The 16,038-nt window shown below is 64.0% G+C and carries 8 protein-coding genes; 4 read left to right on the top strand and 4 right to left on the bottom strand.

The window, feature by feature from the left end; translation table 11 throughout:
* From bcsB to EGJ27_RS24305, 4 genes are all read right to left on the bottom strand, one after another.
* Positions 1-2,256, bottom strand: a complete 2,256-nt coding sequence (bcsB, locus tag EGJ27_RS24320; RefSeq protein ID WP_125833291.1) for a cellulose biosynthesis cyclic di-GMP-binding regulatory protein BcsB — start codon at positions 2,254-2,256, stop codon at positions 1-3.
* A gap of 13 nt (positions 2,257-2,269) precedes the next feature.
* Positions 2,270-4,489 (bottom strand): UDP-forming cellulose synthase catalytic subunit, encoded by a 2,220-nt coding sequence (bcsA, locus tag EGJ27_RS24315; RefSeq protein WP_125833290.1) that lies wholly within the window; start codon positions 4,487-4,489, stop codon positions 2,270-2,272.
* Complete coding sequence (gene bcsQ / locus EGJ27_RS24310; protein WP_125833289.1) at positions 4,486-5,589, bottom strand: cellulose biosynthesis protein BcsQ; 1,104 nt, start codon at positions 5,587-5,589, stop codon at positions 4,486-4,488. The genes bcsA and bcsQ overlap by 4 nt, the downstream gene beginning before the upstream one ends.
* A gap of 271 nt (positions 5,590-5,860) precedes the next feature.
* The gene (locus EGJ27_RS24305) at positions 5,861-7,048 is read right to left on the bottom strand and encodes a murein transglycosylase A (RefSeq protein ID WP_125833288.1); all 1,188 of its coding nucleotides are present in this window, start codon (positions 7,046-7,048) and stop codon (positions 5,861-5,863) included.
* 782 nt (positions 7,049-7,830) lie between these two features.
* On the opposite strand from EGJ27_RS24305, the gene wecB reads away from it, so the two are divergent.
* The 4 genes from wecB (at position 7,831) to EGJ27_RS24285 (ending at position 16,030) form a co-directional block, all read left to right on the top strand.
* Positions 7,831-9,039 (top strand): non-hydrolyzing UDP-N-acetylglucosamine 2-epimerase, encoded by a 1,209-nt coding sequence (gene wecB, locus EGJ27_RS24300; protein ID WP_125833287.1) that lies wholly within the window; start codon positions 7,831-7,833, stop codon positions 9,037-9,039.
* A 77-nt stretch (positions 9,040-9,116) separates the two neighbouring features.
* On the top strand, positions 9,117-11,330 hold the full coding sequence (locus EGJ27_RS24295) for a cellulose biosynthesis cyclic di-GMP-binding regulatory protein BcsB (RefSeq protein ID WP_125833286.1): 2,214 nt from the start codon (positions 9,117-9,119) through the stop codon (positions 11,328-11,330).
* 12 nt (positions 11,331-11,342) lie between these two features.
* Positions 11,343-13,463: a glycosyl transferase family protein gene (locus tag EGJ27_RS24290; RefSeq protein ID WP_125833285.1), complete on the top strand. Its 2,121-nt coding sequence runs from the start codon at positions 11,343-11,345 to the stop codon at positions 13,461-13,463.
* Entirely contained in the window at positions 13,460-16,030 is a 2,571-nt protein-coding gene (locus EGJ27_RS24285) for a bacteriophage N4 adsorption protein A (RefSeq protein ID WP_125833284.1), read from the top strand. Before EGJ27_RS24290 ends, EGJ27_RS24285 begins: the two co-directional genes overlap by 4 nt.
* Positions 16,031-16,038: the final 8 nt, after the last annotated feature.

The raw sequence follows: 16,038 nt of genomic DNA, 5'->3' as shown, positions 1-16,038 counted from the left end.
TTACCTGCTCTCCAGACGGCTTTTGGCGATCGAGCGCAGTGTCAGGTAGGCCACGCTGGTCACCAGCGCCACCGCGACGGCCACGATCAGCAGCAGCCACAGCACGTTGCGCGACATCAGCCATTGCACGTAGCGGATCGGGTTCAATTCGCCGACGTAGTACTGCTGATCGGCAACCAGGGTTTCCACCGACTTGCCGCGCACCACCACCAGGCTGCCCTGGACCTTGTCGCTGGTGTTCAGCGCCTGGGTCACGTCAGCCAGCCCGTCGGGTTGGCCGCTGGCAATCAGCACCACGCTGCGACCCGGCTTGAGCGGCGATTCGAAGCCGGTCAGGAAGGTGCTGCGCTTGTCGCTGGAGAACGCCATGGAAATCCGCGCCCGGCGCAGGTTTTCTTGCGGGTCGGGGCTCATCCAGTCACGCAGGCGGAACGACAGGTCGGAGAACTGGAAACCCTGCTGCTGACCGGTGCCGGCCAGCGGCAGGCGGTCGGCCCACTGGCTGAACAACGGCTGATTGCTCGCCGAACCCAGGACCAGAATGTCCTTGTCTGCAGCAGTGGCGATCTGTTCGGCCTGGATGACCGACACGCCAGTCGCCGGATAGCCGGTAGACTCGCCGAAGCGACCCAGCAGGCTCAGGTACGCAGTCACTTCGCTGGCCGCGGCGTTGTCCGGCAGCACCACGGCGGTCTGCGACAGATCGGCCATGCGGGTGAACGGGAAGCCCGAATCCTTGAACACGCCCAGGTTGGGCATGGCCATGAAGTGGTCGTAACCGCTGAAGTCCAGGGTCGACTCGGGGTCGATGCTGCCGCGCATGTTGTCGATGATGATGTCGCCGCATTCGCCCTGTTTCAGGTAATCGAACATGTAGCGAATCTGCAGGCGCGATTGCAGGGCCGCCGCGTTCATCGGCAGGTACATGCGCGCTTCGCGGCTGATGGTGTCGTTGCCGCCGGTCAGCCTGGCGACCAGGCCGCTGTCCAGGTTTTCAACCGAGGGCAGCGGCTCGGCCTTGATCAGGCTGTCGTTGAAGCTGACCATGACCGAGGAATTGTTGGAGCGTTCCTGGGGCGTGTAGCGGTACAGCAACTTGAGCGGCACGCCCTCTTCACGCCAGCTGAACAGGTCCGGCGACAGGTTCAGCGGCACGACGATTTCGCCCGGCTCGTAACCGGCCACGTTCAGTTTCCTGGCTTCGATCAGCTCGCCGAGCCTGACCGGCCGGTCGGTGGGCAGCCAGTTCGGTGCGTCATACGGCTTGCGCGGCTTGAGGGTTTCGACGCGGTCGATCAGCACGCTGCTGCCGACCAGGCTTTGCCCGCCGAGCACCAGGGCGTTGACCGCCTGCTTGAGTTCGGCCGAGTCGCGGCCGCTGATGACCAGCAACTTGCCGTTGGGGTCCAGCGGGTGGGTGACCATGGTCAGGGTCGGGCCTTTGGCGGCCGGCATCGACAGCGCGCCCAGCTGCAACGCACCGTCGCCCTTGAGCAGCACCAGGGCATTGCCCCGCGCCGGCAGGTCGCTGAAATGCGCCGGGAACGAGGCGCTACGCGAACGGGTCTTGGCCGCACCGATCCAGGACGCCAGCGCACCGGCCGCTTCCAGGGTGGTGTTGTCGGGCGCAGCGCCGAGCACGACCGGCAAGGTCAGGTCACGGTCGTCACGACGGTCGAAGAACGGCAGCGGCAGGATCGCCAGGTCGTTGGGCAGCGCGAACGGCGTCACGCGGATGTCCAGACGGGTGTCGTTGTTGATCCGCGCCCAGAGGCTGGAGTGCCGGGGATCTTCGCAGCTCATGGTGTAATGACCGATGAACTGCAGGCTCAACCGGTTGAACTCGGTGATCATCTGCGGCGGGATCTCGATCACCTGGGTCTGCGGCTTGCCGGCGTTGTCCTTGGGCAATGGCAGGGTCGCGGCGACTTCGTCGTTGATCATGACGTTGATCTGCGACAGGTCGGCCAGCAGCGACGGCGAATAGCTGTAGCTGAGGGTCAGGCTCGCACCGGTCACGACCTGGTCGGCGCGCACGTTGAAATTGACGCTGTCGGTGGCTTCGACGCCGCGCAGGTTCATCGGGTAATTGCGACCCAGCTGTTGCAGGGTCACGCTGTAATCGTCACCCACTCCCGCCGCTTCGGAGGCTGTTGCAGCCCCTGTGCCGGAAAGCATCGACAACGCGCAGGCCAGCAAGGCCCATGAGCGCGGCGCGGCAAACCGCTCGGCGCCAGAAAAATACCGTGTAGTCATGACTACTAATCCATCAGTTTGCGGAAGGGGGTGAGGGTCGGGTGCGGCGCGGCAGTAAACGGCTGACGTCCCGGCGGGTGGCCTTGAGCAGCTCGAAAATCCCGCGCAGGCCGATCTGGCAGACTTCGCGCAGGGCGACCAGCGGCGTATCCGGCCGGCGATGGCCCCAACTGGCGGCCCAGTTGTCGGCACGGGCGAACGTCAGGCGCACCAGTTCACTCTGCTGGCGCAGGGTCAGGCCTTCGAAACGGGTGCCCAGGTAACCGTCGCGGCAGAACATCACCCGGGCGGGGAAGTCATAAACCTGCGAACCGCGGTACATGGAAATCACGATGCCGTCGCCGCTCTCGATGCCCGAACCCAGCGGCAGCAACAGCCCCAGACCGGTCTGGGAAAAGTCCTGGGTCACGCCGTCGATCAGCACGCCGTCGGCGCGGGCCACGCGGATCGGCAGTTCGGCCTGGACCCGAGGCTCGGCACGTACCTGGCGAATTTCGCTGGCCACCGCGATGGCGGCGCTGGTGATGATGATGTTGTAGATGGTCCAGGCCAGGTTGATCAGGATCGTCAGGGTGACCGCGTCGTTATTCCAGCCCAGCTCGTAGAGGCTGACGATGCCGATGCCGAACACCACGGCATTGAGGGTCAGCAGCACGATATAGGGCCGCGCCAGGGTCCAGTCGAAGAATTTCTCTTCCACCACGCCGCCCTTGTCGGTGACGTTGAAGCCGCCGAACCTGGGGTTGATCATCGCCATCAGGACCGGGCCCATGATGTACCAGGCCAGCACCGCTTCGTACACTTCGTTCCAGAACGAGTGGCGGAAACGCCCCTGAATCGTGGAGTTGGTCAGGCTGGCATGCAGGATGTGCGGGATCACATAAGCGGTAATCATCAATGCCGAGGCATGCATGATCTCGGCGCCGAACAGCAGATAGGCCAGCGGCGCGGTCAGGAACACCAGGCGCGGCAATCCGTAGAAAAAGTGCAGCATGGCGTTGGCGTAGCACAGCCGCTGGCCGAGCGACAGGCCCTTGCCCAGCAGCGGATTGTCGGTGCGGAAGATCTGCGCCATGCCCCGCGCCCAGCGAATACGCTGCGCCACGTGCCGCGACAGGCTTTCGGTGGCCAGGCCCGCGGCTTGCGGAATGGCCAGGTAAGCGGTGTTGTAACCCAGGCGATTGAGCTTGAGCGCCGTGTGCGCGTCTTCGGTCACGGTCTCGGTGGCCACGCCGCCGATTTCCAGCAATGACGAACGACGCAGCACCGCGCAGGAACCGCAGAAAAAGGTCGCGTTCCACAGGTCGTTGCCGTCCTGCAGCAGGCCGTAGAACAATTCGCCTTCGTTGGGCACGTCGCGAAAGGTGTCGAGGTTCTTCTCGAACGGGTCCGGGGAAAAGAAGAAATGCGGGGTCTGCAGCATCGCCAGTTTCGGGTCCTTGAGGAACCAGCCCATGGCGACCTGCAGGAAGGAACGGGTCGGCACGTGGTCGGCATCGAACATGGCGATGTACTCGCCGTCGGTGACCTTCAGTGCTTCGTTCAGGTTGCCGGCCTTGGCGTGGCGGTTGTTGTCACGGGTGACATAGCCCACGCCGATCTGCTCGCAGAACTCGCGAAAGTCATCGCGCCGGCCATCATCGAGCACGTAGACCCGCAGCTTGTCCGCCGGCCAGTCGATGGCCTGGGCGGCGAAGATGCTCAGTTTGACGATGTTCAGCGCTTCGTTGTACGAGGGGATGAACACGTCCACCGTCGGCCACTGGCTGGTGTCGCGAGGCATCATCACCGGCTTGCGCTGCAGCGGCCAGGCGGTCTGCACGTAGCCCAGCACGATGACCACCAGGGTGTAGAACTCGGCAATCACCAGGCCGTAGCCCAACAGGCTGTCGAGCCAGTTGTCGAAGTCCAGGGTCGAGGTCAGGCGCCAGTACATGTAGCGCAGCGAGGCCAGCAACGACAGGGCCACCAGCGCCAGCACCGAAATGCGCCCCGGAATCCGGCGGATTACCAGCATCGCGACGAAACAGCCCAGGGCAAAGAAGCACTGGGCGTAGAGGTCCAGCGGCACGCTGATGGCCAGCGCCATCAGCAGCAGGCCGACAAGGGCAGCCGTGCCCTTGAGCACTTTGCGCGCCGTCGAGGGCAGGCTGCCGAACCAGGATGACAACGTGCCCAGCCACAGCGGTGCGCGCGTCCGGGTCGCGGACACGTCGAGAGACAGGTTGGTCATGGCAGTGGGGACTCGTGAGCGCCTGGGTTGATCAGACGGGAAATCAGCGTCTTGCCCAGCTTCAGCAGATCCTGCGCGCCTTGGGTGGCGTCGGCGGCCAGTACCGGGTTGTGACCGTAGGCCAGAGCTTCACCGAGCGCCGGGTCTTCCTGCACCACACCCAGCAGGCGCTCACCGAGGCGCCGTGTGGTGACTTCAGCCATGTCCCGGGCAAAGCTGCGCGAGGCATCGAACCGGTTGATCACAAAGGCGCAGGCCGCAGGTTGCTCACGGCCCAGGGTCGCTTCCAGGCGGGCTTCGATCTGATCGAGGGTCAGGTAGCAGGCCGCGTCGGCCGTCACCACCACCAGAATCTGGCTGGCGGCGTTCAGTGCCTGTTCCAGCATGAGCGCATCGCCGCATGGCACATCGAGCACCACCACGTCCCGGGCACTGAGTTGCAGGCGCCCCAGTTGGCGGACCAGCCAGTGCGGATCGTTGTCCATGAACCGTTCCAGGGCGCGTCGCTCTTCCTGGGTCTGCGCGCCGTGGCGCAACAGGCGGGTGTCGCCCGAACCTGGCGACAACAGCGTGCCCCAGTCCTCGCCGGTCAGGCTAGCGCTGGCCATGCCTGCGGTGTCGGGGCTGACGCTCAAGTGATGTTGCAGCGCATTCTGCGGATCAAGATCGATGGCCAGGGTGCGACCGCCCGGCAACCTGACCGTGGAAGCCAGTGCCGCGCTCAAGGTGCTCTTGCCCACGCCGCCCTTGGCCGAGATCACCGCAATCACCTGCGCCTCGACAGGCGCCGGCTGTTGCTTGCTCATCGACTGGTTCAAGGCTTCGGCGGCTCGTGCGGCAGCTTCGGCCTCGCGGGCCTGAGCCACTTCGGCCAGCAAATGCCCCAGCGGCCCGGCGCCGATCCTGGCCGGTTCGCGGCGCGGTTCGGCGTTCTGGGAAGGTGCAACGCTCGGCATCACCGCCGGCTCCGGTGCCACGACAGGCGCAGGCTGGAATACGGCAGGCTCGCGATAATCGAAGCGGCTTTCTACTTCAAGATACCCATCGGAGCTCGCGCCAAAACGCTGGAACAGACTGGCAACATCATCGGCACGACTCATCCAGACAACCTCAAAAGGGGCTGCTGAAAACAGGCCCGACACTCATACATGAGCACATAGCCTGTAATATCATTTTGATGGTGTCAATATTTTGATATTTTCTACGAATCCATTACCGATGAACGGTGTCAAGGGGTTTTACGGCACTTTATTGGCGCTGGAAAATGCGATATCCATTTGATGGCAAGGGACCATTCAAACGCGCACCGGGATATCTAGCTATCTATCTAGCTAGATATCCTCCAAGCAGTAGCGGCCCAGCTGTTCCGGGCTATTGAGGCGAGGCCGCTTGCGTTTCCGGCAGCGGCATTCCCTTGGGCCACAGCAGCCAGATATTGCCCTTCTGCTTCATGTCACCGGCCAGTTTGCCGGCCTCCTCGCCCGTGCCCCAGAACAGATCGGCGCGTACTTCTCCGGCGATCGCGCCACCGGTGTCCTGCGCCGCCACCGGGCGCACCACGCGGCTGCCGTCCGGCCGGGTGGTGGACAGCCACAGCAGGCTGCCCAGCGGAATGACCTTGCGATCGATGGCTACGCTGTAGCCGGCCGTCAGCGGCACGTTGAGCGACCCGCGCGGACCTTCGTTGCTGTCAGGGTTGCGGCTGAAGAACACGTAGCTGGGGTTACTGGCCAGCAATTCGGATACCCGCTGCGGATTGGCCTTGGCCCAGGCGGCGATGGTGCCCATGGTCACTTCTTCTTTCTTCAACTGACCCTGCTCCACCAGCCAGCGACCGATGGCCCGATACGGGCGCCCGTTCTGATCGGCATAGCCCAGGCGGATCTGCGAACCGTCCGCCAGGCTTACCCGGCCCGAACCCTGGATCTGCAGGAACTGCAAATCCATCGGATCGGTCAGCCAGGCGATGACGGGCGCGTCGAGTCCCTGAGTGCGGATGGTCGCGGCATCGTCATAAGGCTTGAGCACGCGACCGTCGAGCCGGCCACGCAGGCGCTTGCCCTTGAGCTCGGGATAGATGCTGTCCAGGTTGACCACGATCATGTCGTCGGGAACGCCGTACACCGGCACGTTGGCGGTTGCGGTACGGGTCCGGCTGCCGGGGTAGACCGGCTCGTAGTAACCGGTGATCAGGCCGTCGGCACTGCCGCCCTCGGCGCGCAGGCTATAGACCTGCAACCGGTCGTTGAGAAACGCCTGAATATCGGTGGCCCCAGGCGCAGCCGGCAGGCCGGCCGCGGCGGCACAGGTCGCGCCCCATACCGCATCGGCTTTCAAGCGCACGCACGCGCTGCGCCACGAGGCGAAACCGGCTTGCAGGTCGCTTTCGGACACCGCGGGCAAGGCGTCCCATGTGGCCTGGGTGTAGGTGGTGTGCGGCGGTGCCGCCGGGACGGTCGGCTTTGCGGATTGATCGGACTGATCGCAAGCGCTGAGCAGCACAGCCAGCGGCAACGTCAGCGCAAGGCTGGTGAGCCAGGGTTTGGAAAGGAACATCATCGGTACAAATCCTTTTTCAGCCACAACAGGCTGGCGGGTAAAAAAGGCAGCATTGTGGCTGAAGCGGACTGACGGATAAACGCCTGCGACGGCGCCGAGCGGCGCCAGTACCCGCTGGACCGCTCCAGGCCGAGGGACCGGCCGTGCAGAACCGCGTGAACCCGACAACAGCAGGCACAACTCGAAGCCGAGGCTGTTTGCACTTTCAGGATTATGCGTTCGGCCGTCCGGTATTGTCGGAACAGCGGCTCACGCATATCGGCTGACAGTTCACGACGGCGCACAGGTTGCTGTCGGACTGAAGAAAACGAGCGTAAGGGAGTGCAATGCGTTATTGTGGGAAAAAATAATGACGCCAGAAAACCAGACACGTTCGGCGATGTTTGAGCGCAGAACGACAAGGCCAACGACAACAGAAAGCCCGCCGTCTGTAAAGTTCCGCAGTCATTTCACTAAACACGTAAGCTGATGATTTACCAAGCTTTATAGTTGAACCTTATCCAGCTACGGTTTTGCCGAAATAATTCGGTATAACCAGCAAATGACCCCGCTGTTATTGGGAAGTTTCATATTTTATTGTCGATAAAAAATAATCGAAAATAACTTTGCACTCTCCATTTTCCTTGCTAATAATCCCCCTCGCTTCGGCAGCAAGTACCGTTTATCCGCGTCTTCATAGTGCCGAACCACATCCGGTTGTACCGGGCTATTGCCTGATCATAAATAACTTACCAGTGCCTTGAGCTCATGTTGCTTGGAGGATGCTGCGCGCGGAGAAATCAATGGCTCAAGTTCGGCCTCGACTCAAAGTCCTTTCGATCTTCGGAACGCGTCCGGAAGGCATCAAGATGGCTCCGCTGGTCAAGGCACTGGCGGCCGAGCCGGGCATCGATTCGCGGATCTGTGTGACTGGCCAGCACCAGAGCATGTTGCAGCAAGTCCTGGACCTGTTCGAACTCAAGGCCGACTACAGCCTGAACGTGATGACGCCCGGCCAGACCCTCAATACCCTGACCGCCGCGCTGTATGCCGCCATCGATCCGGTGCTTGAGCAGATGCAGCCGGATCGGGTACTGGTGCATGGCGATACCACTTCGGCCATGGTGGCGGCGATGTCGGCCTTTCACCGGCGGATTCCGGTCAGCCACGTGGAAGCAGGGCTGCGCACGGGCGATATCTACCAGCCCTGGCCGGAAGAAATGAACCGTCGCAGCATCGATCTGATCTCCGACCAGCTGTTCGTTCCCACCGACGGCTCGCGCCGCAACGTCTTGGGTGAACGCCTGCAAGGCACCTCGTTCGTCACCGGCAACACGGTGATCGACGCGTTGCAGATGACCGCCCAACGCATCGAGCACAATTCGCGCCTGCGCCACGCGCTGGACCGCCAGTTCAGCTTTCTGCTGCCGCAGCGCAGGATGTTGCTGGTCACCGGCCACCGTCGCGAAAACTTTGGCGATGGTTTCCTGAACATCTGCAAGGCCCTGCGCCTGCTGGCCCAGCGCGAAGATATTCAGATCGTCTACCCGGTGCATCTGAACCCCAACGTGAAAGAGCCGGTGACCCGCCTGCTGGGCGACCTGCCCAATGTGCACCTGATCGAGCCGCTGGACTACCTGTCGTTCGTGCGCCTGATGCAGTTGTCCCACGTGATCCTCACCGACTCCGGCGGTGTCCAGGAAGAAGCGCCTTCGCTGGGCAAGCCGGTGCTGGTGATGCGCGAAGTCACCGAACGCCCCGAAGCGGTCAGCGCCGGAACGGTGCGCCTGGTCGGGGCCGACACCAACGGCATCGTGCAGGGCGTGTGTGCCCTGTTCGACGACGAGTTCCTGTGGCGCAACGCGTCGAAAGCGGCCAACCCGTATGGCGACGGCCGTGCCTGCGAAAGGATCGTCGACGCCCTGATGGGCCGTGAGGTGGAAGAGTTCGGCACCCAGATGCCGACCAGCCGGACCTACCTGCATCCGGTTTCCGTGATGACCCGACAGTAATTGCCACGACCTGCCGCCGGACCCCGGCGGCGGTGCTGCGCTCCCAGACCGCTGTATTGACCGAGAATGAACCCCAGATGACGTCTTCCGTTACCGTAAACACGGCCGCGCTGAGTGCCCTTGCCTGTGCCCTGCTGTCGAGCCTGCTGCCTGTCGGCGCCTTTGCCGCCGAAAGTCCCTTGAGCCAGGCGATCAGCCGCCTGAATGCCGACACCCGTCAACAACGGGTGGTCGAGCTTCAGGACCTGGGCATTGATCGGCCGATCATTCTCGGTGCCAGCGACGCTCGTCGCGAGCTGTACTTGCCGGTGCCGGCGGATGTCGCGCTCAGCGATGCGACCCTCAACTTCGACGCCAGCTACCTGAACGCCGAAGCGGGGCGCAACACGCTGGTGCTGTCGCTGGATGGTTATCCGGTACGCGCGCTGGGCCTCAACGAGCCGCAAGGCAATGCCAACATCGAAGTCGGCGTCGACAAGGCGCCACGTGCCAGCGGTTCGCTGCGCCTGGGCGTGGCATGGTCGTCGGCGGTCGAGCGGGTGCTGTGTGAAGAGCAGCGCGGCATCGGCAACGTGCTGCGCATCGATCCGCACACGCGCCTGAGCTACAGCTACGACGCTCGCCTTCTGCAGAACGTCGGCGCGGCGTGGAACGCCTTGCCGGGCAAGCCCGGCATTCTGGTGGCCCCCGGCACGCTGTCCAGCGCCAGCTACGACGCCGCCTGGCGGCTGGGCGTGGCGCTGGAGCGTATCGGCAAACAGGCGCGCATCCTGCCGTTCCCCTCGTTGCAGACCAGCATCGACCTGAGCGGCGTGCGCATTCCGGCCGAACTCAAGCAGATTCCGGCTTTCGCCAGCCTGGACCATCAAGGCCCGCACACCGTGAGCGATGCGGCGCAGATCGGCGCGCTGCTGGTGCTGGGCCAGACCCCGGCGTTCAACGCTGACCTGGCCGTGCGCGACCCCGAACTGCTCAAGGCGATCAATGAATCGCTGGACGCCTTGCAAAGCCAGGTCCAGAGCCTCGATCCGGAAGCGGCCAAAGCCTTGGGCCAATGGCGTGAAAGCCGCATCAACGCGGCGCTGGACAGCAAAGGCAGCGAAAATGTGCGCCTGACCCTGCTCGGCGCGCGGCCGATGCTGGTGGTCAATCACGACGCGGTCGGCAAGGCCATCGGCCTGTTCGGTTCGGCCTGGAATACCCTGGCTCGCGAGCGTCAGCTGACCCTGGGTGAAGAAGCCAACATGCCGTTGAGCGAAGACGGCCGGGTCGCGTTGTCGCGCCTGGGCGGCAAGCCCGGCAATATCGAGGTGCTGGCCAGAAGCGACTGGAGCACTTCGTTCCCGCTGGGCAGCATCGCCTACGACGGCCGCGTGCCGGTCAATGCCGTGATCGACGTGGCGGCCGCGCCGGGCGCCACCAGCACCGCGCCGGTGGCCACCCTGTTTTTCAACGATTACCTGATCGGCGCCACGCAGCTTAAGGCGGACGGCAAGAAAGAACGCATCGAAGCGCGCATTCCTCGCTATGCACTGGCGGCGCAGAACACCCTGCGTGTGTCGTTCCAGCGTCAACCGGTGAGCAACGAGTGCCGGGAAACCCCGCAACCCTTCCCGATCTCGGTCCTGCCCACCAGCCACATCACTCTGGACAAGGCCGCGGTAGGCGACGATTTCTCCGGCATGGCCGCCCGCTTTGCGAGCAACACCCAGGTGCTGGTCCCGCAAACCTATCTGGAGCATCCGGCCACCAGCCTGCCGCAGCTGATTCGAGTCGCCAGCGCCAGCGGTGTGTCGCCATTGCGTGCCACGCTGTCGGTCAGCGCCGACGCCAAGGTCGCCGTCGCCCCCGAACACGCGTTCCTGGCCTTCGAACTGCCGGTCAAGGACAGCCGCGAGGCGGTGCAGGTCAACAACGACGGTCACCTGACCATTCACCACAAGGAACAGTCGCTGCTGGACCTCAAGAGCCTTAATCATATGGCGTCCCTGCAGGTGGTCGAGTCCGGCGGCCAGCACGGCATGGTCTACCGCACCCTGGGCGGCCAGTCGCCGGTCTTCGCTCAGCCACTGCTGCTGGAACGGGGCAACGTCAGCCTCCTGGGCAATGAAGGCGCCGTTTCCACCTTCGACGCCAATGACCCGACCGGCAGCCTGATGATCGAAAGCCAAGAGCCCAAAGGCCTGGACGCCTGGCGTACACCGTCGTGGCTGTGGCTGATTCCGGCCGGCGTCATTGTCTTCCTCGTGCTCTTGCTGGCCGGCCGCAGTGCCCGCCGCAACCGCCAGTAACGGGACGCAGCGATGACTTCGCTTTATTGGCCTTACTGGCTGGCCCACTACTACAGCGTGCTGGAAGTGGCGACCATCGTGATCGGCTCGATCATTCTGATTTCCAGTCTGGACGACCTGATCATCGACCTGTGGTACTGGGCACGGCGCCTGTATCGCAAGTTCACCGCCGAACGCCGCTACCGGCCGTTGACCGAGCAGCAGCTGGTGGAGCGCGACGAACAGCCGCTGGCGATCATGGTCCCGGCCTGGCTGGAATACGACGTCATCGCACCGATGATCGAGAACATGGTCTCGACCCTCGATTACCAGAACTACGTAGTGTTCGTCGGCACCTACGTCAACGACCAGCGCACCATCGATGAAGTCGAGCGCATGCGCCGGCGCTACAAGCAGTTGCATCGCGTGGAAGTGCCGCATGCCGGGCCGACCTGCAAGGCCGACTGCCTGAACTGGGTGATCCAGGCGATCTTCCTCTACGAACAGACCCATTCAGTGAGCTTCGCCGGTGTGGTGCTGCACGACAGTGAAGACGTGCTGCACCCACTGGAGCTGCGCCTGTTCAACTACCTGCTGCCGCGCAAGGACATGATCCAGCTGCCGGTGGTGTCGCTGGAGCGCAACTGGTACGAATGGGTAGCCGGCACCTACATGGACGAATTCGCCGAATGGCACGGCAAGGACCTGGTGGTACGCGAAAGCATGACCGACAGCGTGCCTTCGGCGGGCGTGGGCACCTGTTTCTCGCGCCGCGCCTTGCAGGTGCTGGCCGAAGAGAACCAGAATCAGCCGTTCAACACCGAAAGCTTGACCGAAGACTACGATGTCGGCGCACGCCTCTACAGCTATGGCATGAGCTCGATTTTCGTGCGCTTTCCGGTGCAGTACCGGGTGTTGCGCAAATCCTGGTTTCGCCGGCCCTACGAGTCGACCCTGGAAATGCCGCTGTGCGTGCGTGAGTTCTTCCCCGACACTTTCCGCACCGCGTTTCGCCAGAAAGCCCGCTGGACCCTGGGCATCGGCCTGCAAGGCTGGGAACAGATGGGCTGGAGCGGCTCGCTGGCCAACCGGTACCTGCTGTTTCGCGACCGCAAGAGCGTGCTCACCTCGTTCGTCAGCATCATCGCTTATCTGATCCTGATCCAGCTGGTCGCACTGATCGTGCTGCGCGCCAGCGGCTTGTGGAACACCAGCTTCCCGACGCCTTTCGAAACCACCGGGCTGATCCAGTACCTGTTGGTGGCCAACGGTTTCGCGCTGCTGTGGCGGATCATCCACCGCTGCTACTTCACCACCGTGCTGTACGGCTGGCAGCATGGCCTGCTGTCGATACCGCGCATGGTGGTCGGCAACTTCGTCAACTTCATGGCCGCCGCCCGGGCCTGGCGCATGTTTCTGGTGGGCAAGCTGCTCAACCGCAAGCTGGTCTGGGACAAGACCATGCATGACTTCCCGTCCACCGACCTGGTCGCCCAGGCGCCGCGCAAGCTGGGCAGCGTGCTGGTGTCATGGCAGGCGATCAAGGATCACGAACTGCAAAGGGCGCTGGACGAACAGCAGACCCGTCAGCTGCCACTGGGGCGGATTCTGCTCAGCCACGGCTGGCTCGACGATGAAACCCTGGCCGAAGCCATTGCCTTCCAGAGCAACCTGCCGCGGGTATTCGACGTGGCCGGCCGGGCTCGGTTGTCGTCGTCACTGGCGGACGAATTCGCGCTGCGCTGGCGAGCCGTACCGCTGGGTATCGATGCGCAAGGCCGTCCGGAAATTGCGGTGGCCAGCCCGTTGTCGGCCGAAGGCCTGCAACAGCTCACCGAGCAGATGGGCAGCGAACCGGTGCAGTTGATCGCCCGGGAAAGCGAAATCGTCGCCCAGCTGCGGCAACTGGAAATCGTCAGCGGCCAGCCGCTGCCATCGGCCACGCCATTGCTGGGCGACATGCTGATCGAAGAAGGCTTGCTGGATCGCCAGACCTTCGCCCGCGCCATGTCCCAGTATCGTCCGCAACTGCACGGCCGCATCGGCGACTACCTGGTCGATATCGGCGTGCTGTCGCGCGAAACCATCGAACAGGCCGTGGCTCGCCAGCACAGCCGCCCCGCAGCGCACTCACCTTTGGGGCAACCGCAATGAAACGCACCTTTCTCCTGACGCTGGCCGGCCTGGCCATGGCGCCTGCGCTGGGCCAGGCCGAAGTGCTGCCGCTGCCATTGAGCGGCCCGGCCTACACCATCGCCAACGAGGCCTACGCCGCCTACGACCGCAAGGATTACGACCTGGCGATTGCCAAGGCCCGCGAAGCCTTGCGTCAACGCTCGGACATCACCCGGCTGAACCGGCTGATCGTCCTGGCGCAGCGCGACAAAGAGCGCCGCGATCATCCCCGGCAGTACCCCGAATCACGCCCAAGCCCCGGTTTCGGCGCGGCGGCCCAGGCGTTCAAGGCTTACGATCGCGACGACTTCGCCCTCGCCGCCAGCTCGATCCGCAAGGCCATCGCCCAGGCACCCAGGCGCATGGACTACCGGATGCTGCTGATCGAGTCATTACAGCGCCAGGGCCAGTTGGTGCAGGCCGATCAGGCGACCGTCCAGGCCTTGCAGGTATTTCCCGACGACGACACGCTGCTGATGCGCCGCGAAGCCATTCGCCGACAACTGGCCGCACCGCTGGCCATCGAGGGTTATCGGGCGCTGCAACAGAATCAATTGCCGCTGGCGGTAGCTCAGGCGCGCAAGGCCGTGGCCTGGGCACCGGAAATCGGCGCCAACCAGCAACTGCTGATCAGCGCGCTGCTGGCGAGCGGTGACTATCGCGCCGCCGAACAGGCCGCCGATGGCGCGCTGGCCCAGGACGACGGCGAAATCGCGCCGTGGATCCTGCGCAGCTACGCCCTGGATCGCCAGGGCAAGCAAGATGCGGCTCAGGCCGACCTTCAGCAGGCCCTGGCCATCGACGGCCTGCTGGATTCGGAAGTGCGCGACATTCGTTTCTTCGCCGCCGACCTGGCGCTGGCCAACGGCGAACTGGCCCAGGCACTGGAGCAATTGGAGCAGGTGCCCGAAGACGCCAACGGCGAGGTGGCCCGCCGCCGCAGCGCCGCGCAGGTCACTGCACGCCAGCAGCGCAACGGCGTGAAAACCGCCGCGCGCTTCCCGGTGCCGGCGCTCAGTTGCCAGGAAAGCGCATTCGGACTGATTTGTGACATCTGGCCGGGCAACCAGCGTGACGGTGGCACCGACACGGCCATGCAGGCCTACGCCGCACTGGCCGACAAGGATGCGGCGTCCGCGCAGGCGCTGGCCCGTGAAGCCATTCGCCGCGCACCGCACAACCCGGCTTATCGCAGCCTGCTGGTCAGCGCCCTGACCGATCAGAAGCGTCTCGACGACGCCATCGACGCTGCCACCGAAGGCCTTCAGGCCAATGGCGACGATGCCCGCCTGCTGGCCCAGCGCGGTCGCCTGCGCCAACAGACCTGCAATGATTCCGGCGCCCGACAGGACTTTACCCAGGCCCTGGCGCTGGGCGGTCTGCCCAGCTATGAAGAGGCCAGCCTGTGCGCGGCCATCGGGCAGCGCCGTACCGCCCGCGAGCGTTTGCAGCAGGCCAGGGACGCGGGCGAACTGAAGGACATGAAGGATCTTCAAGTCGCGTATCTGTCGGTCCAGGCCGGTGACGATGACGCCGCCCATGAGTCGTTCGCCAAGGCCGACGCCCAGACCCGTCTGGCCCCGACCGCCACGCAGGACGCGGCCTACAACGCAATGCGGGTCAATGACGACAAAGGCGCGGTGGCCTACTTCAAGCGGGTCATCGACGCCGAAAAAGCCGGTGAACTGCAGATGCCTGCCCGCCAGCTGTTCGACACCCGGCGCGCCGTGGCCGATGTGTCGCGCACCTGGGGCCTGACCAGTACCACCAGTTACCGCGGCAACACCTCCACCAGCGGTCTGAGCGCAGCGCCCAGTTCCGGCGGCAGCAACGACAATGGCGGCCGCGGTGGCGACAGCAGCAATGACAGCCTGCAAAACAGCACCGAGATCTCGTGGCGGCCGCTGGGCTACCGCAACGCCCGGTTCGTCGAACTGTACGGACGTATCACCGATACGCTGTGGAGCAAGAACAGCGATTCGGACACCGGTTTCGACGCCCTGCAAGGCGCGCTCGGGGTGCGCGCCAAGCCGTTCTCATCCTTGAACGTGATGGCCGCCGTGGAACGCACTTTTCCTCTGGGCTCGTCCGATGTCGATGGCGACTGGCTGTTGCGCCTGGGTTATGGCTCCAGCATCGGCACCGACCTGCGGGTCGACACCGATAGCTGGTGGACCTCGCAACTGTTCGCCGAAGCCGGGCACTACGTCGAAGACTCGCGCAATTACTTCAACAGCGAATGGCAAGGCGGGCGCAGTTACGCCATCGGCGGCGCAGGCTCGCGCTGGGTGACCTTTCCCCATGTGGTGGCCGCGTTCGACTACGACTCCAAGATGGACAGCGACACCGGCAGCGACGGCAGCACTGACTATTCCTCCGGCACCGCCGCAGGCATCGGGCTGGGTAACAACGTGCGCTACTGGTTTCGCGAAGACGCCTACAACGCGCCGCGTTCCTATGTGGATTTTTCTCTGCAATACCGGGTGAAGCTGTCCGGTGACGACCGCGCCAAAGGCGTGTTCGCTCGCCTGACCTACTCCTACTGAGGACTTTT

Source organism: Pseudomonas sp. v388 (assembly GCF_003935425.1).
GTDB lineage: Bacteria > Pseudomonadota > Gammaproteobacteria > Pseudomonadales > Pseudomonadaceae > Aquipseudomonas.
This window is presented reverse-complemented; position numbering and strand designations above follow the sequence as displayed.

Excerpts from the sequence above, each read along its gene's own strand:
- bcsB (WP_125833291.1), bottom strand. The coding sequence starts at position 2,256 with ATGACTACACGGTATTTTTCTGGCGCCGAGCGGTTTGCCGCGCCGCGC.
- bcsA (WP_125833290.1), bottom strand. The coding sequence starts at position 4,489 with ATGACCAACCTGTCTCTCGACGTGTCCGCGACCCGGACGCGCGCACCG.
- bcsQ (WP_125833289.1), bottom strand. The coding sequence starts at position 5,589 with ATGAGTCGTGCCGATGATGTTGCCAGTCTGTTCCAGCGTTTTGGCGCG.
- EGJ27_RS24305 (WP_125833288.1), bottom strand. The coding sequence starts at position 7,048 with ATGATGTTCCTTTCCAAACCCTGGCTCACCAGCCTTGCGCTGACGTTG.
- wecB (WP_125833287.1), top strand. The coding sequence starts at position 7,831 with ATGGCTCAAGTTCGGCCTCGACTCAAAGTCCTTTCGATCTTCGGAACG.
- EGJ27_RS24295 (WP_125833286.1), top strand. The coding sequence starts at position 9,117 with ATGACGTCTTCCGTTACCGTAAACACGGCCGCGCTGAGTGCCCTTGCC.
- EGJ27_RS24290 (WP_125833285.1), top strand. The coding sequence starts at position 11,343 with ATGACTTCGCTTTATTGGCCTTACTGGCTGGCCCACTACTACAGCGTG.
- EGJ27_RS24285 (WP_125833284.1), top strand. The coding sequence starts at position 13,460 with ATGAAACGCACCTTTCTCCTGACGCTGGCCGGCCTGGCCATGGCGCCT.